The following is a 21636-nucleotide window of genomic DNA, read 5'->3' on the forward strand; positions in this document are numbered from 1 at the left end:
AAGGGTATTGGAGGTTCAAAGTCATGGAAGTGTTGAAACAGCGGATTTTGGAAGAAGGTGTCGTCGTTTCGGATGAAGTGCTGAAGCTGGATGCACTGCTAAATCATCAGGTTGATCCACAGCTTACGATGGAAATGGGACGGGAGTTTGCCGGGAGGTTTGCGGACTCAGGAATTACACGTATTGTGACCGTTGAATCCTCGGGCATTGCCGTGGCATTTGCCACCGCGTATGAATTAAAGGTGCCGCTAGTTTTTGCACGCCGCAAAAAAACTCTGTTAGCTGATCCAGATGCGCTTTGCGAAAGAGTTCCGTCTTTTACAAAAGGTATCGTTACTGATATTATGTTGTCTCGCCAATTTATCTCTCCAGAGGATAAAATCCTCTTTATCGATGATATTATTGCCAATGGTGATGCAGCGCGTGGGTTGATTAAGATCATTCAACGTTCTGGCGCTGAGCTAGTTGGTCTTGGTGTTGTAGTTGAAAAAAGCTTTCAGGCAGGGGCTCGGACGATCAGAGAGCAAGGCATTCGTCTGGAGTCACTCGTAAGAATTACCTCTCTAAATGGAGGCACCATCGAATTTGGGGAATAACCTAATTGGCAATAAGAACAGGCCTATTTTTTAAACAACTGCTTTTCACCCTATGGATTTTCCTTTATAATAAAAATTAGACATAGGGAGGAGGCGTCACAATGGGGAAAGAACCGGTGACTGAACAATTTTTTATTGATAAATTAACCGAGGCCAAGGATCATTTCGAGCGTGCGCTGGACTGCAAACACACGGAATTCGACGATCTGTATCCCTATATGATTGAACATCCTCAGTTTTTTTGGTACAAACGCTATGTAGCCTGGTCAGAGCTTCTGACAATCAAAGGTTTGTGTGAAGAGTTATCCTTTCCTTGGAGGGAAAAATTCACTACTAACCAAGTGGAGTATCTGGAGCAACGTGTGATGTCCGCTAAAGTTCTTGACTTCTGGTTTGAGAAGAATGAAGCGCTGATATAAGAATGCTTTAGTAGACATGCAAGTCGTTAATTGCCTACATGAGACCCAGATGATTTATCATTTGGGTCTTTTTTCTGAGACTAAATAGGACAAGCTATGACAGGAGGGATTAATGATGATTAGCGATGAGCAATTGGATGCTTACCGGATTTCCGGTGAGAAAATTCGTGTAGTGCGCGATGGCTTGGAAAGTAACGACGTAAAAGGGATAGTTCTTGCATGGGATGATTCTCAGGTGATGATACGTCGTCAGAATAGACGAGTAGTGAAGCTGGATCGCAATTATTTATTCCAGCCATTTAGTGAACCAAGACAAGATCCGGATAATATATAATTTTTACAGTAATAATATCCGCAGTAATAATCTTCATAATACAAAACAGCTCCTCGCCCTACTGGGCGGGAGCTATTTCTGTAATGTCATTTGGGACTATATAGTTAGAGCAAGTTCAGACGCATTCTCTTCTCTGGAGAGTATGGAGAGTTCTGTTGACAGTCCAAGATACGCGCGCATGCGCAGCATCATTTCTCTACGGAAGCCTGGCCATAATATATTCATCTCTCCTTGAAATCCTCTGCAGGAATATAATGCCTCGACTCCTCGCTGATCTTGGCGAACGGTAGTAATCTTCAAATCATGGGAGCTCAGCTCGCGCGTAACCTCTTGAAGCATTAGTGACGTCTTCTTAGTGGCACCAGATACGAGCTCCATATATAGCTGAGGGGTCTTAAACAGGCCGCTTCTACTGATTACACGGCAGTCGCGTTCGAAAACTTTATGAATAAACGTTAGCAGCAAATAGCTTCTGACCAGGGACAGTTCTTCTTTAGTTACTTCTTCATCAATAATGGATGTGTTTAGCTTCGTAGTCGCCATTATAAATCACCTCATTTATATTATGCGAACTTTTGTTCTCATTATACCTTATATTCGGCAACAAAAGCAATAATTATCCATAAATTAATGAATGATAAGAAAATGACGGAAATATATTGACGTTGGATTCTCAGCGTGGTATGATCTATCTTGTGACCGCAATAAGCGAGTCATTATAATACGCGGTCATGGCGGAATTGGCAGACGCGCTGGCTTCAGGTGCCAGTGGTAGCAATATCGTGGAGGTTCGAGTCCTCTTGACCGCATAGCTAAAAGGATTATAGAACTGCTCCAGTAGCAGTTTTATAATCCTTTTTTTTGTGTTTTTCAGCAGACGGTAGTGCTTAAGCGAAAGAAATTTTTAAGAAACATCTCCTGAGGCTTACGGACCCAGATGAAGCTATTTGCTCATTTATCGCTTTTTGAGCATAGTATCGGGCCCCAGTGCAGCTATCGCATAGGAAAAGGATCGAACTTGGCGTTTTTTATACCAATAGCGACTGTGGGGTCCGATAGGAATCTAAATGTGCTCTAAAGCTGCGAATAAGGTCAGCTGAGTCCGATAGCATCTTCGTACGCGCAGATTGGAGAAATACTAATTTGTGTTTTACTTCTAAGCTACTCACCCCGCGGAATCATCATCACCTAAGGCTTACGGACCCAGCTGACGTTATTTGCTCATTTATCACCTTTTGAGCAAAGTATCGGACCCCAGTGCAGCTATTGCATGGAATAAGGATCGAATTTGGCATTTTTTATGCCAATAGCGACTGTGGGGTCCGATAGGAATCCAAATGTGCTCTAAAGCTGCGAATAAGGTCAGCGGGGTCCGATAGCACTTTCGTACGCGCAGATTGGGAAATACTAATCTGTGTTTTGGTCCTTCGCTATCTGCAATAGAGGCACTACGTTCTACTTTAAGCTACTCGCCCCGCTGAGTCCGATAGCGCCTTCGTACGCGCAGATTGGCGAAATACTAATCTGTGTTTTGGTCCTTCGCTATCTGCAATAGTGACACTGAATTTTGCTTCTACGCTACTTAACCCGCTGAGTCCCATAGCAACTTCGCGCGCGCAACTATGCTTGAATCCAATGAAGTTTGTTGTCTAGATCAAAGTCTAAGACCCGAAATAAAACAGGTGCACCCAGCAACCATTGCATTGCAATTGGGACACACCTGTTTTTTTATAGGATAATGAATTACACGGTTGCTCTACGCAGCATCAAAAACGATAAAAGAGCGTACACGACTGTCAGAGGCATGGACCACAAGGCAAGTTCAAATGCGGTATATCCAGCAAACCAGTTAAAGAGGTCTACCCACCACTGATTATAGGTCATTAACAATACGCCGAGACTGCACAGGATAAACGTAACCCCTGAGAAAATGAACAAACCGCTTCGGCCAAATCTCCGGAAGATGCTGGATATCATTAGCCCCAGAAAAAACATATGCAGAAAGAGCGCAAAATACATCCATAGCTGTTCGAGGGCATTACCATCATTTAAATAGGGCAAATGAAAATAATGTAGTCCCAAACCCCAGCCACCTGTCAGTTTGCTTTCAATGATGGAGAGCAGGTAGAGGAGAATTGAGTAGACGGCGCTAGTTATAATAGCCATTAAGGAAGTGCCTATGAAATAATCCGTTCTTCGTTGGCTTAAGCCCAGAGCAAAAGGGAAGGTCTGCACCAAAATGAGTATACCGGTGATTAACATATAAATGAAGATAGAAACCAGACCGCCGGTATAAATCGGTTCTTGGATGAAAGAAGCGACGATGACATTTACCAAGAAGCTGGATAACAAGATTACCCAAGGCGTATACAACCATAACCACTTATCTCTGAAATGCATTTTTAACATACCTGCCGTAGGATTCATTACACGGTCACTTCCTTTCCTAGAGATTTTTTATTTGTGAGATGAACAATTAATTGCTGTAAAGATACAGGTGAGATTTCTAAGCCTAACTTTTCAGCATGTGCTTGATCCTTCACGTTGAAGCCGATAATGGTGGCTGTAAGCAATCCGCCAAAAGACTCGCGGGAAATGACTTGTTTGCCAGCGATAAAATCTTCGATCTTTGCTGTCGCGCCGATTACCGTAACAGCTTGCCCGCGAAGGGCTTCAGCATCTTCGTTAATAATTAGCTTGCCGTTGTCGATGACGATAACATGCTCTAAAAGCTGACTTACTTCATCGATCAAATGGGTGGACAAAACAACCGTACGTGGATTTTCAGCATAATCTTCAATTAGGCGATCGTAAAATAGGCTTCTAGCTACTGCATCAAGACCTAAATAGGGTTCGTCAAAAATGGTAAGTGGAGCACGGCTGGCTAGACCTACTACAATTCCTACAGCCGAGAGCATACCTCGGGACAACTTTTTTATTCTTCTTTTTAATGGCAGATTGAAATCCTTGATTAAAGAGTGAGCATATTCCCGATCAAAGTTTGGGAAAAAAAATTCGGATACCTCCAGTACATCGATGATTCGGTACGTGTCCGGATACCTTTGGCTTTCCTTAATGAAGCAAATCTGCCTGAGAACCCGGTTATTCTCGTACGGATGTTCACCAAATACGTTCAGGACACCACTTGTAGGGAAAAGCTGAGCTGTGATCATATGCATTATTGTGGTTTTTCCTGCACCGTTTCTGCCGAGTAGCCCGTATATCTTATTTTTCTCCAAAGAAAAACTGAGTTCATGGATGGCAGTGACATTTCCGTATGACTTAGTCAATCCTTTGATTTCAACGACTTCATTCATGACTTGTTGTCTCCCCTCTGAATCATAATTGTTAATTGATCCAACGTAATTCCTAATTTTTCAGCTTCACGGATCATGGTTACTACATACTGTTCATAAAATTGTTCTTTTCTCTTCTCCATCAATACTGCACGCGCTCCAGAAGCTGCAAACATACCGATTCCTCGTTTTTTGTACAATATCCCTTGATCCACAAGCAAATTCACACCTTTCGCAGCCGTAGCCGGATTGATCTGGTAGAAAACAGCAAACTGATTTGTCGAAGGAACTTGTGACTCCTCCAGCAGTGTTTCTTCGATGATGTCATTTTCTATTCGTTCGGCGATCTGCATAAATATCGGTCGTGTATCATCCATTAAGTTTCCCATGTATTCACCGCCAACTTCATTGGTTAGTTAGTTATGTAATTAACCATATATGCAACGAAGTTAATTGTCAATATTTTTTAATTATTTTGGGCTGTAGCCACATAAATAAAGGCTGCCCAGAATGCTCTGGATAGCCTTTTATTTGCATTACATAAATGCTATGATTTTGTCCTTGGTAAAAAAGAAGGGGGAGTTCAGCTATGAATGATTATGGTCCGGATCTGTTCAAAGATACTGCAAGCTATTACACCAGATATCGCCCGCTATATCCGTCCTCACTGATTCGATATCTAGTGAACAAATTCTCACTTAACGGAGAGGGCCGGTTGCTAGATTTAGGTTGTGGTACTGGGCAGTTAGCGCAAAGGTTTACGGATTGGTTCGAAAAAATTGTTGGCGTAGATACTGAACTAGAGATGCTAGAAGAAGCAAAGCTGTTATCAAAGTACAACAGGGTTGAGAATGTTAGCTGGCAACAGGGGAGAGCGGAAGAACTATCCAATGACTGGGGTTCCTTTCGTCTCATCATGATGGCTAAGGCGTTTCACTGGATGGACCGAGAATCCATTCTTGAAATTCTCTATCACAGTTTAGATGATAACGGCGGTATTGCTGTAATTGATACTTTTAATGAACAACAAGAACCGTTACCTTGGCAACAAAAGGTAGATGAAGTAGTGAAACGCTGGTTGGGTGACGAAAGAATAGCCGGGAACAGTACATATAGACATCCACAAGAAAGACATGAGGATGTTGTAAAGCGATCCAGTTTTACAGATGTTGAAAGACAGGTGTTATCGAGTTATTCCATCACTTGGACTGTTGATTCTATTCTAGGAAATTTGTATTCTACGTCTTATGCCTCTAAGCGATTATTTAGAGATAACTTAGAACGTTTTGAAGATGATATGAAATCAGCTTTATTAGAAATAGAGCCTACAGGTATATTTACAGAGGAATTGTCGGTTTCAATCATTACTGCCTTTAAAAAAGAAGCGGATTTACGATAAGAATCGCGCATTGATCTCACCGCATCCTGCTGTGTTAGGACTTAGTTTAAGGCGAAATGTGTTCTTTTTTAGTATGGATTTTACTTGCTTAGGCGTAAGAGAAGGGTTCCTCTGGAGTAGTTGCGCGATCACACCCGAGATGATAGGTGTTGAGACACTGGTACCGGACAGCACAAAGTAATCTTTAGCTATCCGCAAATAAGGAAGCTCGCGATCCAGCTTGGATCGTGGGGCACGAAGGGAGATGATCGTTTCGCCTGGAGCAACGAGATCCGGTTTCTTCCTTCCTCCCGGTGCGGGTCCACGACTGGAGAACCAAGTGATTCGGTCGTCCGCTTGCGTGAGCGTGCGACGGTCATCCACTGCACCGACAGTAATTGCTGAAGGACTAATCCCTGGAGATTCGATCGTACTGCGTCCCGGTCCGCTGTTTCCAGCTGCTATTACAACGTTCAGTCCGGCTTTAATTGCTTTTTCTACAGCTTGGCAGAGTGGATCATCTGAACAAGGAAGATTCACCTTACCCCCGAATGACATCGAAAGAATACGAAGATTAAGTCTTCTCCGATTCGCAATACACCATTCAATTCCTTTAATGATTGTGGAATCATATCCATCGCCATTTTTATCGAGTACTTTGACACCTACTATCCCTGCCTCTGGAGCAGGGCTTTTGTATTTTCCTTTACTCATCCAACCGTTGCCTGCTGCATCCCCTGCGATATGAGTTCCATGGCCGTTATCGTCATAGGGCTGTTTTCTATGATTGATAAAATCTTTAAAAGCAACTATGCGGTTAACAGGGCGAAACAGGTCAGGGTGCCGATACACCCCTGTATCAAGAATAGCAATATTAATCCCTTTTCCGGTAAGCCGCTTTTTCTTTTGGGCAGCTGTGGAACCAATGGATGGTGTCGCTATATTAAGGGATGTTTTTTTGACTTGATCCAAATAAATTTTTTCGATACCATCCCAGCGGCACATCCGGTTCAGGCAGTTCTTTGAAACTTTGGATGATATCGAATTGAGCAGGTGAAGATGATGTCTGATCGGAAGGTCGTGGGATTTTAAATGGTTTTGTAAAGACTGTAGCTGGGCTGTAGTTATTTTTTGTTTGAATTTAATGATAACTGGAATGGAATTTGCTTTATGTGCTGGAAGATAGGAACGTTGAACTCTTTTTCTCAAAGAATGGTGCATTTTCGAATGATATTGCTCTAGCCATTTTTGACCGTTCATTAGTAATGAATCACCTCTTGAAGGTATTATATGCACTGCAGAGCTAGTGGACACGAAACTATGAAACTAGGATTTAACACATTTTCAGATTTGTAGGTGAAAGAGAGGTCAAACATTACGATTCTTGCATTTACTAACGTATCCTAAAAAGAAAGTGGTGAAGTAAATGGCAATTATTAAAAAACCAGTTAACAAGAAAGCAGTTATGGCTAGCAAAGTTCTCGCGGCTAAAAAAGCGAAAGCAGCTCCTACGAGAAAGAAACGTAGAATTAGACAGACTCTGGATAGATTTATTGTTGTTGCTATTGGTACAAATGCAACGGGTACACCTAAAGATACTACGGGGTGGTCAGCTTCATTGAGAGCTGGAACTACAACGGTAACTGCTGATTTTGACGAATTTGGTGTAGTTAGATTCCCAACAATTAGTACCTTAACATCAGTACCTTATCTTCTCACTTTAAGAGATGAGAGTGGAGCTACTATAAGAAGTTTTAACGTTCCCGCAGACCGCGAATTTTTTGTGGCTAGATTCTAGTTTGGACAAGCCAGGTCAAGTAAACAGCATGTGTCGATTTTATATCGATGCGTGCTGTTTTTTATGTATTTTTCTAACTTTGATTCAAGTGAGTGATTTGTTACAGACAAACAGAATGGGGGGATGCCATACTTTCAGCATCATAATTTTGGGAATATAGTACAAAAATGGACATAAGGCGGGTGAGAGGTTTCGTGAAAGAAAAAGGGAATATATCAGGTATTCAATATTTTTTATTAGGACTGCTTGTATTTTTAATGTTAGGAATGGATATGTTCATCATGGGATTAGATCAATGGTTATGGGGGGATTTGTTTAATATAGACGACTTTTTTGTCAGCCCTTGGTACGTACTAGTTGTTCATTGGAGCATAGTCACCATATTGTGGACAGTTGGAGCTATGATATTTCTACTTTGGTTCAGGAAGAGGAAGTTGATTGAAAAGGTTATATCTTTGCGTTGGAGCTCTAAGGTCATTCCTTTATTAATTGTAGCTTTTATATCAAGCTTTTTGTTCGCTGTGTTGGAATTTTGGATTAATGGGGAGAGCATTCCACAGATTTATAGAGAATATGAAAACTTCAAGTTAGAACATGGTTTTATGGGCATATGGGTTGCCTTGGTTCAAAACATATATTACATTGTGGAAGCTGTACTAGTTGTACTATTGGTTGCGCTAATGCAGTCTGCAGGAGAAGTATGGTTTAAGAAACCTTCTCTTCCTTATGGCGGAATAGGTTTAATGCTGACTTGGGGATTAGGTCATTTGACACATGGTCTGCAAAGCGGCTTGTATATTACTGCTTTTTCTTTGGTGTTTGGCTGGCTGTTTGTGAAAGCGGGTAAGCAGTGGTGGCCAAGTTTTCTGTTCATCTGGCTTGTATTTGTTTTATAATATTTAGTTTAACGGGGGGATACCATTGTACAATCCAGAGAAGAGAACAATTACTACTGAAAGATTGATTTTAAGACCTTTTGCATTGTCTGATGCACAGCGTGTCAGTGAGCTCTGCAATAATTATAATGTTTACAAAAGTACATTAACTCTACCTTATCCATACCCCATTGAATGTGCGTTATCATGGATTGAAACACATGAAGATGAGTTCAATAATGATAATTCATATGAATTCGCTATTACTGATAAAAATACAAACGAGCTGTATGGTGCTATAGGACTGAGAAATAACCGGACACACAGAAACGGCGAGCTTGGATATTGGATAGGTGAGGATCACTGGGGTAATGGATATGCTACAGAAGCAACAAAAGCGGTCATTAATTTTGCTTTTACAGAAAAACATTATCACAAAGTGTATGCCAGATTCTTTGCTACAAATCCTGGTTCGGGACGGGTTATGCAAAAATCTGGCATGCTGAAAGAAGGCGTTTTGTTACAGCATATTTATAAAGAAAATGAGTTTGTAGACCTTATTCATTATGGGATTTTAAATGCGAGAGCTACTGACTAACGCTTGGATTTCATACACCACTATTTGAAGTCACGCCCAATGGGCGTGGCTTTTTTTATTAGAAATGCTAGTCCGCTTCAACGGACAATAATGAAATTCCTTCTTATTTAAAATTAAAATAAAATTCTTGACACTTCTCATTGATAACGATTATCATAGGAAGCGATTAGTGAAAATGAAAATCATTATCACTACATGAAACGTATAAATATACATATTCGGAGGGATAGATTTTGAAAAAAATATTAGTACTCCTGGTTGTTGCAGCGCTTACTGCAATGACTGCTTGTTCGTCTACTAATACAACGGACAATCGAAAAAATGAAGCAGTAACGAATACAACTGCTAATGAATCGAAAGAAGCGAATGCAGCAAATACAACAGAAGTAGCGAATACAGCGGAAGCTGCCGGCAAGGTGTACAGTCTGGAGAATGATGGTGTGGATGAAACATTGTTCAACGAAGCCTTAAGCCAATTCCCTTCTACAGTACCGGAGCGTATTGTAACAACTTCTGTACCGTTAACAGAAATGCTTTATTTGCTCGGCATAACTCCGGTAGGTGTGCCTACTTCAACGAATCCAATCCCTGCTGATTTCGAAACAATTGATCGTATTGGATCTCCTATGGCACCGGATCTGGAAGTAGTGACAAAACTTGAACCAGACTTGCTGCTGGGAGCGGAATCACTTCGCAGCACATTAGACAAATCGCTAGAAGGAATCGACCTACAAAAAGCATATTTGAGAACAGAATCATTCGAGGATTTAAAGCTTAGCCTCAAAGTTTTAGGCACTTATTTTAATAAAAAAGATGAAATGAATGCTGCTTTAACTAAGATTTTGGACAAAGAAAATGAGCTGAGTCAATTAGCCGAAGGCAAAGAGCTGCCAAGCGTGCTGCTCGTAATCGGAACCGCGGATTCTTTTATGGTCATGAGTGAGAAATCTTATTTAGGTAGCTTGGTGAAAAAGCTTGGTGCTGATAACATCGCAACTTCTGTATTGAAAGTTACTGACACTTATTCACCTATTAATATGGAGAACATTGTAGCCGCTGATCCAGACATCATTCTCGTACTCGCTTCAGGCGACCACGGAGCGACAGAGGATAAGTTCAAAAAAGAAATAGAGAAAAATGAAACTTGGACAAAGCTCTCAGCTTATGCAAATAACAAAATCAACATTCTAGATTACAGCGTATTCGGTGTTACTTCGATCCTTAACGCCGAGACAGCCTTAACCGAAATTGCAAAATACTTCTATGAATAATTAAAGGAGACAGCAAGTGATAAATACATCTCGTAGCAGAATTATTGTTATTGTAACGTTAGCACTTGCGCTCGTTGCCGCCATAATTGCGATTGGACTAGGCTCAGTATACATCCCCATACCAGACATCCTAAGCACAATCTTTGGGTCAGCGGCAAAAGCGGTGAATGCCACCATCATATGGGATATTCGTCTGCCGCGTGTATTACTGGCGATGATCATTGGGGCAAATATCGCGGTTTCAGGCGCTCTGCTGCAAGCTGTGATGGGCAACCCACTTGCTGATCCAGGATTGACCGGTGTAACGAGTGGGGCGGCTGCATGTGTGCTTGTCATTATGCTTGCAGCACCACAATATACGGAGTTTATTCCAATTGCGGCTTTTGTTGGTGGACTAATCGCTGCAGGGATTGTATATGCATTAGCGTGGAGAAGAACCGGCATTTCGCCGATCACTATTATTTTATCAGGAGTTGCTGTGAATGCTCTTTGCGGGGGATTAATAGGACTCCTGACCATCATGTACAGCGACAGACTTCCGGCAGCAGTCCAATGGTTGAACGGCAGTTTGGCTGCAAAAGGGAACAATGCCTTGATGATGGTTTTCCCGTATGCCATTGCAGGCTGGATCTTATCCTTTTTCGCGATCCGCAAGGCGAATATTATACGTTTAGGCGATCAGGTGGCTTCGAATTTAGGTGAAAATGTGGATCGAATTCGTATTCTACTTTCCTTGCTGGCAGTATTTCTAGCGGCTATCTCTGTAGCGGCTATAGGGATGATTGGCTTTGTTGGACTTGTTGTGCCACATATGGCTCGATTGTTGGTGGGTTCAGACTATAAATTTCTTTTGCCGATGAGTATGGGACTTGGAGCATTGGTATTGTTGATAGCAGATACAGGTGGACGTACCTTATTTGCACCTTTAGATATTCCTGCGGGTATCCTTATGGCGGTGATCGGTGGACCATATTTTCTATACCTGATGAGAAAGAAGGCGTTCTAACATGTTTACTGTCGACTCTATTTCGATTCGGTATGAGCAGAAAAACATTATTAACAACTTCTCTTTTTCCGTAAAAAAGGGTGAAATCGTCTCGATTATAGGACCAAACGGTTCAGGTAAATCTACATTACTTAAGGCGGTATCACGACTAATTCCATATCATACGGGTGCGGTCACACTCGATGGTACGGATCTAAAGTCCATGACCGCCAAACAAGTGGCTCGAAAAATGTGCATGCTGAGCCAGAAGAACCAAGCGCCTAATGATATGACCGTGATCGATCTCGTCTCCTATGGAAGGTATCCTCATAAAAAATGGTTCGAAAAATTAAATCATGAGGATATGGAGATTGTCCACTGGGCACTGGAAAAGACACATTTAAAGGATTATAAGGATCGAGCAGTTTCCTCGTTATCCGGTGGTGAATCACAGCGTGCTTGGATTGCTATGGCCTTGGCGCAGCGCCCTTTGGTTATGTTGCTTGACGAACCGACCACTTACTTGGATATTTCTCATCAGCATGAAGTTCTTGAGCTAGTACGTGAGCTAAATCAAGACATGGGGATGACCGTCGTGATGGTGTTGCATGACCTCAATCAAGCCTCTACCTATAGTGACAGTATTGTTGTGGTGCAGGCGGGTGAAAAAGCGATGTATGGGGCACCAAATGAAGTTATGACAACCGATATGATCCGGAATATATACCGAATGGATGCCGAAGTTCAATATGTTCCTGCAGAGACGAAACCTCGTATTCATTTGTTAAGTACCGTTCGCTAGATTCGTGGCTAGATTACATAACCTATTAATGGAGGGATTTTATAATGAAGAAGCCTGTAGATGTAAAGAAAAATAAAGAAAACTATTTGCAATTTATTGCGAATCGTAAAAATCTGATTTTGAGCTTAATAGATGACGAAGGAAAACCTTTTATCAGCTATGCTCCTTTTGTTAAGCATGAAGGCAAACTTTATATTTACATTAGTAAGATCGCCGAACATTACAGATATATGGAAAATAACGAGTTTGTAGATGCGCTTCTAATTGCAGATGAGGCTGCGACGAATAATAAATTTGCAACGGAACGTGTGCGATGGAATTGCACAGCAAGCAATATCGGGAATGACGGGCATGAGGAGATCTTTGAATTGTTTAATGCTGATCATGGGGCGGCAATGGTGAATTTGCTGCGTGGATTGGATTTTTCACTGTTTGAATTGACACCTGTCCAAGGGCGTTATGTTGTTGGTTTTGGCTTGGCCTTTGACATCGACGTAGATGCGAACCTGTTCAATCATGTGGTGATCGACAAGAAAAAAGACGAAGAAGCCACTGTACAAGGGAGCAAATAATCTATGACTTTCACTTTAGTGTTGCCAATCTGGCAAGCGGTACAAACGCGATTTCATAAAATGGTGAAGGCATTGCCGGAAGAGGATCTTAACCTTAAGCTAGGGAACTCTATGATTGGGGGATTAATTCAGCATAATGCGGAAGTTGAGTTTATGTTCGCAGAGTGGTTTTTTGCAAGACCTAATCCTCTAGGCGACAAGGCAGCATATTCTACATTGAATGAACTCGTTGATCTGCTGACTGTTTCCAATGAGAATCTAACTGCTGCGATGCAGGAATTTCCGGAAGAAGCGTGGCATGTGAGTGTGGATTCGGCTTTTGGCACATCTACACCGCTTGAAGCGATAGGCAGGCTTATGTATCATACAGGCATTCATGCCGGACAGATTTCGCTTATACAGAAAAATGCAGTCCGAAGTGAAGTGAGTAAATTGGGAAATGATTGATGAGAAAACGGCAGAAATGTCGTTTTTTTCGTGCGTAAATAAGGAGTTTTTAAAAGGGAGCTTGGTTACTTGTTGACGTTCTTTTGATGTCCCTTGATGGCCTTTTGATGTCCTCTGCTGCCTCTGAATTTGGTATAATGTAGGGGATTATAAGGGGGCGCTGATTATGACAGAATACTTGCGAGGCCAAATTGCTAAAATGGCGAATGTGAATATGGAGACGTTAAGGTATTATGAAGAGCTCGGATTAATTAGCACTCCCTTACGTTCAGAAGCTGGTTATCGTCTTTATTCGGATGAGGTGCTTAGCCGACTTGTTTTTATACATAATGCTAAACTGTGTGGTTTCACTTTAAAGGAAATCAAGAAGGCGCTCACTAAATCTGAAAGCAGCGGCATTAGCATAGATGATTTTGTAACTGTTGTGGATAAGAAAATGGATCGAGTTCGTGGCGAAATTGCAAAACAGGAAATAAAACTAACAGCCCTCGCAGATTTGAGAAAAAATTTGTTAGCCACAGATAAACATCCAGGCGTACAGTCCACGCTCGAAATCCTAAAAATGGATTCTTAACTTGACCTTGTAGTCTCCTACAGACTTTACAATCTGAGTTGAAAAGAATTGTAGGAGGGATTAACGATATGGAAAAGTCAAGTACAGAGCAGCTTGCAGCGATCAAAGATTATTTGCGACAAAGCAACCGATTGGATAGCAAGTCTATCGGGCAAATACGGCAGGAGATGGCCGCGACGGCTGCGAACATGCCCATTCCTACGGATGTTATCGTCGAGCGGGTCATGATTGGACCCTTAAGTGGAGAGTGGATTATTCCTGTGAAATCTGCTCCACCCGCTGATGAAGTGATCCTTTATTTCCACGGTGGGGGTTTTATTTCTGGGACTTGTGAATTTTATCGAGATTTGGTTACACGAATTGCAAAAGCTAGTGGTAAGAAAATCCTAATCATTGAGTATCGCTTGGCACCAGAATTTACTTATCCGGCTGCTAACGAAGATTGTATAGACGCTTATCTGTGGCTGCTCGCGAATGGATATTCTGCCGGGAATGTCTTGCTTGGAGGGGATTCTGTTGGAGCCAGCCTTGCGCTGATGACGTTGATTACTTTACGGGATGCGGGTGTGGAACTGCCGGCGGGTGCTTTTTTAATCTCGCCGCATACAGATCTCGTCCATTTGGATGGTGAATCGTATCTGAGTCGGGCGGAGTTTGATCCAACAGGCAGCATAGACGGAAATAAACGAATAATTGATGTTTATTTAGGTGCTCGGACAGAACTAGCTCCTATATTATCTCCTTTAAGGTTGGATTTGCAGGGATTACCTGATTTACTTGTTCAAGTAGGCGACCACGAGGTATTGTTAAGCGATACAACGAGGTTGTCTGAACGAGCACAAGCCGCGGATGTTCATGTAGAACTGGAAATATGGGAGAACATGTGGAGCGTCTTTCACTTTTTAGCTTATATGCTGCCAGAGGCGCAGGAAGCGATCGCGAATATCGGTAAGTTTGTTAGAACGAGGCTAGATCGAATTGAGGAAAAAAGCAGCTGATATTACCCGCCTTCTTGAGAGATCAAGGAGGTTTTTTGGCGAAATCGTTAGGTTCGCAGAAGGTGGATTGCTAGATGCTGGGCTTCTTCATCGTAACGGACCGTATTGCAGCTACTTGCTCAATTTAGCGTGTTTGGCTAACTTTTCGGACTGCATAGCTCTTATTGGCACATAAGAACGCCGAAAAGGTGGGGATTTGGGTGGATAGCTGCATTTGAGTCCGATAGCATGGTGAATTACGGTGATTTTCGGAAATAAGGGCTCCTCAGTCCGAATTCATGTAGTATGGGGCTACGGAGAATAAAATACTAAACTGGGACCTTAGTTTAATAATTGGGTACGAGTATATACTGATAATGATTTAACGAATGACAAAGTGGTAATATTGTCAGTTCGTTTTTGGACATGATATGCTATGATAATTACCACCAGAGATAGAGCGAGGGGAATACATATGTCGAATGATCTTCCATTATCAAAAGAAAACATTTTGGACGCGGCTGAACAAGTGCTCCGGCGTTTTGGCCCGGACAAGACTTCTGTTGTTGATGTAGCGAAGGTGCTTAAAGTAAGTCATGGTACGTTGTATAGACATTTTTCCAGTAAATCTGCTTTGCGAGAAGCAGTAACCGAAAGATGGTTGCAGTATAATATTTCAGAGCCTTTAAAGAATATTTCAGAGCATTTTGATGGGAATGCCAAAGAGCAGCTCCGATTATGGATGGACACGCTGATTCGTAGTAAACGCACCTATGCTGTGGATGATGCCGAAATGTTTGCTATGTACGCAGCTGTAACTTTAGAAGCGGTGGATATGATTACCCTACACGTAGATCAATTAATTGGGCAAATTGCAGGCATTATTGAAAAAGGCATACAATCCAAAGAGTATAGAGTGGTGGAACCAGTGGTAACGGCTAGAGCAATTTTTAATGCTACTTCGCGGTACCATCATCCAGCACATGCTATAGAGTGGCAGTCGGCTACGATTGATCAGGATTTCGCCTCTGTTTGGGATCTGCTCCTTTCCGGGATTTCTTTGTAGCATCTAATTAAAACCTTCTGATGTTCAGGAGGTTTTTTTGTGTCTTATAGGGGTATAAATCCCGTAGATTAGTCTGAATCGAGCGACTTGCAGCGAATGAACGGTATAAATCCCCTAGATTAGTCTGAATCGAGCGACTAGCAGCAGATGAACGGTATAAATCCCGTAGATTAGGCTGAATCGAGCGACTAACAGCAGATGAACGGTATAAATCCCGTAGATTAGGCTGAATCGAGCGACTAGCAGCAGATGAACGGTATAAATCCCGTAGATTAGGCTGAATTGAGCGACTAGCAGCAGATGAACGGTATAAATCCCGTAGATTAGTCTGAATCGAGCGACTTGCAGCGAATGAGCGGTATAAATCCCGTAGATTAGTCTGAATCGAGCGACTGTTGCAAAATATGTGAAAAGCGAATTAGAATGACAAATATTAAAAAATGTCACTTGTAATTTGTAATCGATCGATTTATAATCAGACCAACAAGAAGGACAAAGTAATAGGAGGAATAAATATGAACCACAATTTAGCTGGAAAAGTAGCATTAGTAACAGGTGCATCGAGAGGCATGGGCCGGGAGATTGCGGAGAACTTGGCACAACAAGGTGTGAAGGTGGTCGTTAACTATTCGAGTAACCCCGGCAAAGCCGAGGAAGTCGTAACCGGTATTAAGCAAAAGGGTGGAGAGGCCGTCGCTATTCGGGCAGACATCAGCCAGGTGGCAGAACTTGAACAGTTATTCCAAACCACACTAGAAGCCTATGGACAACTCGACATTCTCGTCAATAACGCTGGTATTATGATCACGAAGCCGATTCTAAATATGACAGAAGAGGATTTCGACAAGCAGTTTGCGATTAATGTGAAAGGCACCTTTTTTGCTTGCCAGCAAGCAGCTAAATATATGAATGATAACGGACGGATTATCAATTTTTCAACTTCCGTTACGGGTCAAATGTTCCCGACCTACAGCGTCTATGCAGGAACTAAGGGAGCAGTGGAACAAATCACTCGTCAGCTGGCCAAAGAATTTGGACGAAAAGGAATCACTATCAATGCTGTTTCACCGGGACCTGTGAATACGGAGTTATTTACCGTAGGGAAATCAGCGGAAGAGATTGCAACCGTGGGAAATATGAATTCCTTTGGACGTTTAGGCGAGCCTGAGGATATCTCAAACATTGTGTTGTTCTTAGCCAGCAAGGAATCACAGTGGGTTACAGGGCAAACGATCCGTGTGAATGGTGGATTTATTTAAGCTGGTGGCTAAAGGGATCTTTTTAATAGCTGAATGTGGTCAATCCTTCTAATATGAATGTAAATAAAAGGAGGAGTGAACCATGACGCAGATCATCTGCTCACCAACTAAATATATACAAGGACATGGTGAAATTCGTAAGTTGGGAGATTATTGTTCGCAGCTTGGAGCGACAAGAGCTTATGCCATTATTGATCCTTATATTTTCTCTGTGTACAAAAAAGAGATCACATACAGTTTTGAAATGAACGAAATGCCACTAGTGATGACTGAATTCAAGGGCGAGTGCAGCAGTAATCAGGTTAATGAGATAGTTGCAGCACTTGGCTTGAAGGATGCGGAAGTCATTATAGGGATTGGTGGCGGCAAGACCCTGGATACGGCAAAAGCAGTAAGCCACATGAGTAACCTCCCGGTAGTTATTGTACCCACAGTGGCTTCAACGGATGCACCTTGCAGCGCTTTATCAGTGTTGTATACGGATGAAGGAGACTTTGACTGTTATCTTCCATTAAAAAGAAATCCCGATCTGGTTATCGTAGACGTCGATATCATTGCCAAAGCTCCTGCAAGATTGCTTGTTGCTGGAATGGGTGACGCGTTGTCTACTTTTTATGAAGCAAGAGCTTGCCGAGAATCTGGGGCTATTACCCATGCAGGTGGGACTAGCACAATTGCAGCCCTTTCATTAGCTCGTGCCTGTCTGGATACCCTTCTAGCAGAGGGTGAAACGGCATTAAAAGATGTTAAGCAAGGCATTACCTCTCCTGCGGTGGAACACATTATTGAAGCCAATATTTACTTAAGTGGCATTGGGTTTGAAAGCGGCGGACTTGCTGCGGCGCATGCGATTCATAATGGATTGACGCTGCATGAGGAATGCAGGAATACTCTTCATGGTGAAAAGGTTGCTTTTGCTACGATCGTTCAGCTTGTACTGGAGAAAGCACCATATGAAGAGATTGATCAGGTGATTGATTTCTGCAAAAAAATCGGCCTTCCCGTTACTCTCAAAGATCTTGGGATTACCAATAAGGATATCGATCAGTTGATGACTGTAGCTGAAGCTAGCTGTTCTAAGGATAGCCCCATCTGGAATATGCCAATTGAAATTCAAGCACTGGATGTGCTGGAAGCTATTCTTGCCGCAGACGCACGGGGACAATAGAAAAAACTCGACTGTAAATTATTGCGAACCTTCCTCGTACATATTTAACCTTCGTGAACCAAACAATGAGAACAATTGTTTAAGACGAAGGAGGCGTTCCTCTTGATGAAGGACAGTCGAAGTTTCAAACGTTATTTACTGATTTGGATTGCTGTTGCTGCTCTAATGGTTACTTTAATCGGTTCCGTGGTACCGTCTGTTTCAGCTGCCGAGTCCAGAGACAACCCTACAAACACACCAAGTGAAGAGAAGGCATCTCGACGTAATAAGGTCGTAATTATTATTGACGATTTCGGCAATGACATGAAGGGGACGGATGAAATGTTTTCACTGCCGATTAAGCTTACGGTGGCGGTCATGCCCTTTTTGCCTACATCTGTGAAGGATGCCACACGCGCGCATGAACGCGGAGATGATGTTCTTCTCCACTTACCGATGGAGCCGCGCCAAGGTAATCCTAAATGGCTTGGACCAGGAGCTGTACTGGCCAAGATGTCTGATGAGGAAGTCCGTCAAAAAGTAGAGGCAGCACTCGATAATGTGCCTTATGCTATCGGCATAAACAACCACATGGGCTCTAAGATTACCGGGGACGAACGGATTATGGGTGTGATCTTATCCGTGTGCAAAGAGCGGGGATTGTTTTTTGTGGACAGTAAAACCAACTACCGTTCTGTTGCTGGCAATATGGCTTATCGAATGGGGCTGCCGCGTGTAGAGAATCATATCTTTTTGGATGATACACACACAGCCAATCATGTCCTGAAACAAATGGGCCTCGTAAATAACCTGGCGAAGGATCAACGATTCTGCGTAACCATTGGTCATGTTGGTGTATATGGAAAAGAAACCGCCGCAGGCATCCGCAGCGGTGTTGAGCAAATAAAAGATGATGTTGAATTTATAGGCATTTCTGATCTAGTCAAAAACGAAATGAACTGGAACTCGAATCCTACACTTCCATAAGATAAGCTACTATGCCGCCAGCAATCGCTTCTGCAATTTCTTGTTGCCCTTTAGGGGTGCATAGCTTTTCGCGATCTGTCGGACTGCTTACAAAACCCGCCTCAACAATTACAGTTGTGGCGGTTATTTTGTTGAGTAAATAAAAGGGCTTACCCGGTCTTGTCTCAGCACGGATATTATAGAGACTGTTTAATTGTTGCTGAATGGTCTGGGCAAGGATAAAGCTGCGGCCTTCTTGGCGATATAATACAAGCGGACCATGTTTGGAAGGAGAAGGTGCCCAGTTAACATGGATGCTGACCACTACGGTAGCTGGTAATGTCTCAGCCAGTTCTTTACGCTGGGCAAGATCGCGCAGATGTCGGGATTTACTGCGCAGCCAGCGGTTCTCATCACTTGGGGCATAATCTCCATTACGATTTAAGGCAACATCAAATCCATCACTGCGCAGCAGCAGAAATAATCGGCGTGAGATATCTAATGTAATATCCTTCTCAAGAATGTTGCCGTAGGAAGTACCTCCGTCGATCCCCCCATGTCCTGCATCAATTAAGATCATACGGTGGCCGTGGCTTAAGAGATGCTGACGTTCATCATTCACTACGGGTTTGGATGGAGTTGCAGAAGCATATGCACTCCCCACAAACAGCATTAGAAGTCCAACTGTAGTTAAAGTAATACGTAAGCCGCATATTGCAGCTGCTGTCTTGGAATAAGCTTTATTTCTCCCATTGTTCAAATGAACTCCTCCTTGCATGTGAATAACCTCGTGCCCTAGATTCTTTGTTAGATTGTGCTTTAATAGGTAAACCTATTCGAACAATCCGGGACAAGAGTTTAGATATATGCTCGCTGGTGCACACTAAGAGCATGGAACGACGCTGGTTATCTTAATTCACTTATAATGTAGGAGGTGTTACAAATGGCTTCCGGCGGCGATGAGCTTGTAAAGTATATCACTGAGAAGGTAGTTGTTTATATCGAGGATCCGCGTGCCATTCATGCTCGAAGAGCGGCTACTAAGCAGCCGTGGTCACAGAAATGGTTCGGTATGCTTCCGCTTGGTTGGTCGATCTGGCGAAGCAAATGGAGCCACAGTGATAAGGATTGAATATCACAAATAACAAATAACAAATAACCTTCCAGTGCCTAATCGAGGGTGGCAGCAGAAGGTTATTTATTATGTTTATTTATAGATATTTTTGTCGGGCAGCTTGTGCAGTGTTCCGATAGCCTGCAAGGCAGTGAGTGGCAAATACCGTCTTCCTTCTAGCCCTGATGCTGCGTAAACGGTAGGCATGTTGTTTATTGCTTGTGTTTTATTCGAAGCAGGCAACCAGTTTTGATAACCTGTAATCATAAAAGGGGCCCCTACGATATCATTTCGGCCAGCGGCTTGATAAGCGATACTTTCCTTGGGACGAATCAGTGCGGCGATATTGTCACCGCCTACAGCAAGCAGTTTTGGGGAGGTCAACCACATGATATCTTTATAAGGATCATCTGTTCCCCCGCTTTGATAGGCAGAAAGCGGCGACAGGTCAGTAGTTAAGTTAGTGATTACATCCGTTTCTGTCTGCTGCCCTTTAAGCACTTCTTCCGCTTTACTGAGCGTCCATGGTAAAACTTGGGGTACGGAAGCATTGATAAAAATCGTCTTATCGTCAATGGAGATTTTCCATACGGGTAGAAGTGGTGCATATAAGGCTGTAAGTTTTATTTTGCCTGTAAAAGATGAAGGTATAAGTCCTTCCTGCACCAAAAATTGGCGCAGTTCTAATAAACTATAGGGGAGACCGTAAGTGCCAGCTCCATATTCGCTAAGCATATAACCACCTTGATCCGTAGCGGAAATGATCATGTAACCGATCCGCTGTTCACCTTTCATAACGTTGACAAGCCAGCTATGAGTACCTGGACCCAGAGGATAATATTCTATTCCTGCGTCCTTCCAGGCTGTAAATGGAGCTTCTGCTGCGAGCTTGTTCAGTGTACTCTTGGCGAATTCTTGGACCGTACCGGGTGAAGGTAAGATATCCATCTGCAGTACAGGTATCAAATCCTGTGAGACTGAATCAACTACACTTACTCTGGAAGCGGCAAGCGCAGAAGAGGAACCGGAGCTCGTTGTGATGAGTCCGATGCATAGAAGCAGGAGGAAGCAGCTTTGACCTGCAAGAAGCAGCCTCCGCCGTACACTTATTTTCATGGCGTCGTTCACCTTTCTTTGTTATGAAATATCAGAAAGTATAAGC

The 21636-nt window shown here is 42.7% G+C and carries 27 protein-coding genes and 1 tRNA gene; 20 read left to right on the forward strand and 8 right to left on the reverse strand.

The features are described 5' to 3' along the window. Window positions 1-23 precede the first annotated feature (23 nt). The 3 genes from NYE72_RS10700 (at window position 24) to NYE72_RS10710 (ending at window position 1349) form a co-directional block, all read left to right on the forward strand. Entirely contained in the window at window positions 24-596 is a 573-nt protein-coding gene (locus NYE72_RS10700; RefSeq protein WP_038569895.1) for a xanthine phosphoribosyltransferase, read from the forward strand. A gap of 101 nt (window positions 597-697) precedes the next feature. Further along, on the forward strand, window positions 698-1015 hold the full coding sequence (locus NYE72_RS10705) for a hypothetical protein (RefSeq protein ID WP_036689410.1): 318 nt from the start codon (window positions 698-700) through the stop codon (window positions 1013-1015). Window positions 1016-1130: 115 nt separating this feature from the next. Beyond that, entirely contained in the window at window positions 1131-1349 is a 219-nt protein-coding gene (locus NYE72_RS10710; RefSeq protein ID WP_036689413.1) for a hypothetical protein, read from the forward strand. Window positions 1350-1445: 96 nt separating this feature from the next. On the opposite strand, the gene NYE72_RS10715 is transcribed toward NYE72_RS10710, so the two are convergent. Next, window positions 1446-1892: a hypothetical protein gene (locus NYE72_RS10715; protein ID WP_051491615.1), complete on the reverse strand. Its 447-nt coding sequence runs from the start codon at window positions 1890-1892 to the stop codon at window positions 1446-1448. Window positions 1893-2074: 182 nt separating this feature from the next. On the opposite strand from NYE72_RS10715, the gene NYE72_RS10720 reads away from it, so the two are divergent. After that, window positions 2075-2158, forward strand: a tRNA-Leu gene (locus NYE72_RS10720). Window positions 2159-3092: 934 nt separating this feature from the next. On the opposite strand, the gene NYE72_RS10725 is transcribed toward NYE72_RS10720, so the two are convergent. Genes NYE72_RS10725 through NYE72_RS10735 form a run of 3 tightly spaced genes read right to left on the reverse strand, consistent with a single transcriptional unit; the run spans window position 3093 to window position 5034 of the window. After that, window positions 3093-3776 carry a hypothetical protein gene (locus NYE72_RS10725; RefSeq protein WP_339211769.1) on the reverse strand — a complete coding sequence of 228 codons (684 nt, stop codon included), beginning with the start codon at window positions 3774-3776 and terminating at the stop codon, window positions 3093-3095. Next, the gene (locus NYE72_RS10730; RefSeq protein WP_339211770.1) at window positions 3776-4666 is read right to left on the reverse strand and encodes an ABC transporter ATP-binding protein; all 891 of its coding nucleotides are present in this window, start codon (window positions 4664-4666) and stop codon (window positions 3776-3778) included. The genes NYE72_RS10725 and NYE72_RS10730 overlap by 1 nt, the downstream gene beginning before the upstream one ends. Next, window positions 4663-5034: a GntR family transcriptional regulator gene (locus tag NYE72_RS10735; protein ID WP_339211771.1), complete on the reverse strand. Its 372-nt coding sequence runs from the start codon at window positions 5032-5034 to the stop codon at window positions 4663-4665. The genes NYE72_RS10730 and NYE72_RS10735 overlap by 4 nt, the downstream gene beginning before the upstream one ends. A gap of 200 nt (window positions 5035-5234) precedes the next feature. Between NYE72_RS10735 and NYE72_RS10740 the strand changes: the two genes are divergently transcribed. Continuing rightward, window positions 5235-6044 carry a class I SAM-dependent methyltransferase gene (locus tag NYE72_RS10740; RefSeq protein ID WP_036689424.1) on the forward strand — a complete coding sequence of 270 codons (810 nt, stop codon included), beginning with the start codon at window positions 5235-5237 and terminating at the stop codon, window positions 6042-6044. Here NYE72_RS10740 and NYE72_RS10745 read toward each other — a convergent pair. Further along, window positions 6036-7283, reverse strand: a complete 1248-nt coding sequence (locus NYE72_RS10745) for a S8 family peptidase (RefSeq protein ID WP_339211772.1) — start codon at window positions 7281-7283, stop codon at window positions 6036-6038. The genes NYE72_RS10740 and NYE72_RS10745 overlap by 9 nt on opposite strands. Before the next feature lie 166 nt (window positions 7284-7449). Between NYE72_RS10745 and NYE72_RS10750 the strand changes: the two genes are divergently transcribed. From NYE72_RS10750 to NYE72_RS10800, 11 genes are all read left to right on the forward strand, one after another. Next, window positions 7450-7821: a hypothetical protein gene (locus tag NYE72_RS10750; RefSeq protein ID WP_051491616.1), complete on the forward strand. Its 372-nt coding sequence runs from the start codon at window positions 7450-7452 to the stop codon at window positions 7819-7821. Between the two features lie 194 nt (window positions 7822-8015). After that, window positions 8016-8717, forward strand: coding sequence for a hypothetical protein (locus tag NYE72_RS10755; RefSeq protein ID WP_339211773.1), 702 nt, complete (start codon window positions 8016-8018; stop codon window positions 8715-8717). A 25-nt stretch (window positions 8718-8742) separates the two neighbouring features. Beyond that, on the forward strand, window positions 8743-9294 hold the full coding sequence (locus NYE72_RS10760; protein WP_036689430.1) for a GNAT family N-acetyltransferase: 552 nt from the start codon (window positions 8743-8745) through the stop codon (window positions 9292-9294). A gap of 233 nt (window positions 9295-9527) precedes the next feature. Next, the gene (locus NYE72_RS10765; protein ID WP_339211774.1) at window positions 9528-10565 is read left to right on the forward strand and encodes an ABC transporter substrate-binding protein; all 1038 of its coding nucleotides are present in this window, start codon (window positions 9528-9530) and stop codon (window positions 10563-10565) included. Between the two features lie 16 nt (window positions 10566-10581). Beyond that, complete coding sequence (locus NYE72_RS10770; RefSeq protein WP_051491618.1) at window positions 10582-11571, forward strand: iron ABC transporter permease; 990 nt, start codon at window positions 10582-10584, stop codon at window positions 11569-11571. 1 nt (window position 11572) lies between these two features. After that, complete coding sequence (locus NYE72_RS10775; protein WP_076100835.1) at window positions 11573-12352, forward strand: ABC transporter ATP-binding protein; 780 nt, start codon at window positions 11573-11575, stop codon at window positions 12350-12352. Between the two features lie 44 nt (window positions 12353-12396). Further along, on the forward strand, window positions 12397-12924 hold the full coding sequence (locus NYE72_RS10780; RefSeq protein ID WP_076100833.1) for a pyridoxamine 5'-phosphate oxidase family protein: 528 nt from the start codon (window positions 12397-12399) through the stop codon (window positions 12922-12924). Window positions 12925-12927: 3 nt separating this feature from the next. Next, window positions 12928-13371, forward strand: a complete 444-nt coding sequence (locus NYE72_RS10785; protein WP_076100832.1) for a DinB family protein — start codon at window positions 12928-12930, stop codon at window positions 13369-13371. A 166-nt stretch (window positions 13372-13537) separates the two neighbouring features. Further along, on the forward strand, window positions 13538-13945 hold the full coding sequence (locus NYE72_RS10790; RefSeq protein WP_051491619.1) for a MerR family transcriptional regulator: 408 nt from the start codon (window positions 13538-13540) through the stop codon (window positions 13943-13945). Between the two features lie 68 nt (window positions 13946-14013). Then, window positions 14014-14943, forward strand: a complete 930-nt coding sequence (locus NYE72_RS10795; RefSeq protein WP_081382578.1) for an alpha/beta hydrolase — start codon at window positions 14014-14016, stop codon at window positions 14941-14943. Between the two features lie 454 nt (window positions 14944-15397). Continuing rightward, window positions 15398-15988, forward strand: a complete 591-nt coding sequence (locus tag NYE72_RS10800) for a TetR family transcriptional regulator (protein ID WP_036689440.1) — start codon at window positions 15398-15400, stop codon at window positions 15986-15988. Between the two features lie 114 nt (window positions 15989-16102). Here NYE72_RS10800 and NYE72_RS10805 read toward each other — a convergent pair whose 3' ends face one another. After that, complete coding sequence (locus NYE72_RS10805) at window positions 16103-16435, reverse strand: hypothetical protein (RefSeq protein WP_339211775.1); 333 nt, start codon at window positions 16433-16435, stop codon at window positions 16103-16105. A 68-nt stretch (window positions 16436-16503) separates the two neighbouring features. Here NYE72_RS10805 and NYE72_RS10810 point away from each other — a divergent pair, with 68 nt between their 5' ends. The 3 genes from NYE72_RS10810 (at window position 16504) to NYE72_RS10820 (ending at window position 19381) form a co-directional block, all read left to right on the forward strand. After that, entirely contained in the window at window positions 16504-17247 is a 744-nt protein-coding gene (locus tag NYE72_RS10810) for an SDR family oxidoreductase (protein ID WP_038569926.1), read from the forward strand. 82 nt (window positions 17248-17329) lie between these two features. Further along, on the forward strand, window positions 17330-18415 hold the full coding sequence (locus NYE72_RS10815) for a glycerol dehydrogenase (protein WP_076100827.1): 1086 nt from the start codon (window positions 17330-17332) through the stop codon (window positions 18413-18415). Between the two features lie 105 nt (window positions 18416-18520). Further along, window positions 18521-19381 (forward strand): divergent polysaccharide deacetylase family protein, encoded by an 861-nt coding sequence (locus NYE72_RS10820; RefSeq protein WP_076100825.1) that lies wholly within the window; start codon window positions 18521-18523, stop codon window positions 19379-19381. On the opposite strand, the gene NYE72_RS10825 is transcribed toward NYE72_RS10820, so the two are convergent. Continuing rightward, window positions 19368-20120 carry an N-acetylmuramoyl-L-alanine amidase gene (locus tag NYE72_RS10825; protein ID WP_235219580.1) on the reverse strand — a complete coding sequence of 251 codons (753 nt, stop codon included), beginning with the start codon at window positions 20118-20120 and terminating at the stop codon, window positions 19368-19370. The genes NYE72_RS10820 and NYE72_RS10825 overlap by 14 nt on opposite strands. A 183-nt stretch (window positions 20121-20303) precedes the next feature. On the opposite strand from NYE72_RS10825, the gene NYE72_RS10830 reads away from it, so the two are divergent. Further along, window positions 20304-20492 carry a YqzE family protein gene (locus NYE72_RS10830; RefSeq protein WP_036689445.1) on the forward strand — a complete coding sequence of 63 codons (189 nt, stop codon included), beginning with the start codon at window positions 20304-20306 and terminating at the stop codon, window positions 20490-20492. Between the two features lie 75 nt (window positions 20493-20567). Here the strand turns inward: NYE72_RS10830 and NYE72_RS10835 are convergent, their stop codons facing one another. Beyond that, window positions 20568-21590 carry a hypothetical protein gene (locus tag NYE72_RS10835; protein ID WP_339211776.1) on the reverse strand — a complete coding sequence of 341 codons (1023 nt, stop codon included), beginning with the start codon at window positions 21588-21590 and terminating at the stop codon, window positions 20568-20570. Window positions 21591-21636: the final 46 nt, after the last annotated feature.

The organism is Paenibacillus sp. FSL L8-0333 (genome assembly GCF_037965665.1).
GTDB lineage: Bacteria > Bacillota > Bacilli > Paenibacillales > Paenibacillaceae > Paenibacillus_AQ > Paenibacillus_AQ odorifer.

Coding starts and splice junctions, on each gene's coding strand:
- NYE72_RS10700 (WP_038569895.1), top strand. CDS start 24: ATGGAAGTGTTGAAACAGCGGATTTTGGAAGAAGGTGTCGTCGTTTCG.
- NYE72_RS10705 (WP_036689410.1), top strand. CDS start 698: ATGGGGAAAGAACCGGTGACTGAACAATTTTTTATTGATAAATTAACC.
- NYE72_RS10710 (WP_036689413.1), top strand. CDS start 1,131: ATGATTAGCGATGAGCAATTGGATGCTTACCGGATTTCCGGTGAGAAA.
- NYE72_RS10715 (WP_051491615.1), bottom strand. CDS start 1,892: ATGGCGACTACGAAGCTAAACACATCCATTATTGATGAAGAAGTAACT.
- NYE72_RS10725 (WP_339211769.1), bottom strand. CDS start 3,776: ATGAATCCTACGGCAGGTATGTTAAAAATGCATTTCAGAGATAAGTGG.
- NYE72_RS10730 (WP_339211770.1), bottom strand. CDS start 4,666: ATGAATGAAGTCGTTGAAATCAAAGGATTGACTAAGTCATACGGAAAT.
- NYE72_RS10735 (WP_339211771.1), bottom strand. CDS start 5,034: ATGGGAAACTTAATGGATGATACACGACCGATATTTATGCAGATCGCC.
- NYE72_RS10740 (WP_036689424.1), top strand. CDS start 5,235: ATGAATGATTATGGTCCGGATCTGTTCAAAGATACTGCAAGCTATTAC.
- NYE72_RS10745 (WP_339211772.1), bottom strand. CDS start 7,283: ATGAACGGTCAAAAATGGCTAGAGCAATATCATTCGAAAATGCACCAT.
- NYE72_RS10750 (WP_051491616.1), top strand. CDS start 7,450: ATGGCAATTATTAAAAAACCAGTTAACAAGAAAGCAGTTATGGCTAGC.
- NYE72_RS10775 (WP_076100835.1), top strand. CDS start 11,573: ATGTTTACTGTCGACTCTATTTCGATTCGGTATGAGCAGAAAAACATT.
- NYE72_RS10780 (WP_076100833.1), top strand. CDS start 12,397: ATGAAGAAGCCTGTAGATGTAAAGAAAAATAAAGAAAACTATTTGCAA.
- NYE72_RS10785 (WP_076100832.1), top strand. CDS start 12,928: ATGACTTTCACTTTAGTGTTGCCAATCTGGCAAGCGGTACAAACGCGA.
- NYE72_RS10790 (WP_051491619.1), top strand. CDS start 13,538: ATGACAGAATACTTGCGAGGCCAAATTGCTAAAATGGCGAATGTGAAT.
- NYE72_RS10795 (WP_081382578.1), top strand. CDS start 14,014: ATGGAAAAGTCAAGTACAGAGCAGCTTGCAGCGATCAAAGATTATTTG.
- NYE72_RS10800 (WP_036689440.1), top strand. CDS start 15,398: ATGTCGAATGATCTTCCATTATCAAAAGAAAACATTTTGGACGCGGCT.
- NYE72_RS10810 (WP_038569926.1), top strand. CDS start 16,504: ATGAACCACAATTTAGCTGGAAAAGTAGCATTAGTAACAGGTGCATCG.
- NYE72_RS10815 (WP_076100827.1), top strand. CDS start 17,330: ATGACGCAGATCATCTGCTCACCAACTAAATATATACAAGGACATGGT.
- NYE72_RS10820 (WP_076100825.1), top strand. CDS start 18,521: ATGAAGGACAGTCGAAGTTTCAAACGTTATTTACTGATTTGGATTGCT.
- NYE72_RS10830 (WP_036689445.1), top strand. CDS start 20,304: ATGGCTTCCGGCGGCGATGAGCTTGTAAAGTATATCACTGAGAAGGTA.
- NYE72_RS10835 (WP_339211776.1), bottom strand. CDS start 21,590: ATGAAAATAAGTGTACGGCGGAGGCTGCTTCTTGCAGGTCAAAGCTGC.